The organism is Marinobacter sp. C7, assembly GCF_022343555.1.
GTDB lineage: Bacteria > Pseudomonadota > Gammaproteobacteria > Pseudomonadales > Oleiphilaceae > Marinobacter.
In genome coordinates, this window is sequence record NZ_JAKQZH010000016.1 from 1 (window position 1) to 971 (window position 971).

Annotated in this window: 2 protein-coding genes; one reads left to right on the forward strand and one right to left on the reverse strand. The window is 63.1% G+C overall.

Annotated elements, in window-relative coordinates:
* Positions 1–618 (forward strand): SDR family NAD(P)-dependent oxidoreductase (locus MD273_RS18445; protein ID WP_239039244.1); only part of this gene is annotated, 618 nt, incomplete at its 5' end.
* A gap of 154 nt (positions 619–772) precedes the next feature.
* Here the strand turns inward: MD273_RS18445 and MD273_RS18450 are convergent.
* Positions 773–971, reverse strand: a 199-nt coding sequence (locus tag MD273_RS18450) for an alpha-hydroxy-acid oxidizing protein (RefSeq protein ID WP_239039245.1), incomplete at its 5' end; no start/stop codon positions are given.

A 971-nucleotide genomic window follows, 5' to 3' on the forward strand; every position in this document is an offset into this window, starting at 1 on the left:
GAAGATAATATCCGCGTCTATGAGGCCTCCGTCACCGACAAGGCCGAACTTGCCGCGGCCACCGATCAGGTGATTGCCGACTGGGGTGTGCCGCATATTCTCGTCAACAATGCCGGCATCGATTCCAAGCCGGACGGCTCCGCCGATCAGAATGCACCCTTTGAGGTCTATCCGCAGAAATACTGGGACGAGATCATCGACACCAATCTGACAAGCGTCTTCATCGCCAGCCGCAAGGCGACCGACATGATGCGCGCCGCCGGCCGCAAGGGCACGGTGCTCAACATGGCATCGAACTCCTTTTACGCCGGTACGCCAAACATGTCGGCCTATGTGGCGGCCAAGGGCGGCGTGATCGGTTTCACCCGCGCGCTCGCAACCGAAGTCGGCAAATACGGCATCCGCGTCAACGCGGTCACGCCGGGCCTGATCGAATCCGACGGCGTCAAGGCGAGCCCGCATGCCGAGAGCTTCGGTTTCGTGGAAATGCTGCAGGCCATGCCCGGCAAGGGCCAGCCCACCGATATCGCCAAGGTCGTGGCCTTCCTCGTCTCCGACGACGCAGGCTGGATGACCGGCCAGTGCGTCAACGTCGACGCCGGCATGATCCGGCTCTAGGACGCCGTACATCCATTCGGATGCACAAAGGACGCTCGAACTTATTGGATGCGCTAGGGCCAATCGGGGCGAAGACCGGTGCCGGTGCTGCGGTAATCTGCCGGCAGTCCGGTCTTCGCCGGAACCTTTACAAGCCGCTTGCCGGCGGCTGCCGTTACGCGCCGGTGAGGGTGAGGGAACGGCGACCGGTCAAGGCCATGGCAGCTTCGAGTTCGGCTGCGAACATCTCGAAAAGCGCGGCGGGCCCTGCAGCGCGCATGGCGCCGATAGCATAGAGGAAAGGGCGGCCGATGAAGACGAAATCGGCGCCGGCTTCCAGCGCCTTCAGAATATCCTCGCCGCTGCGCACGCCG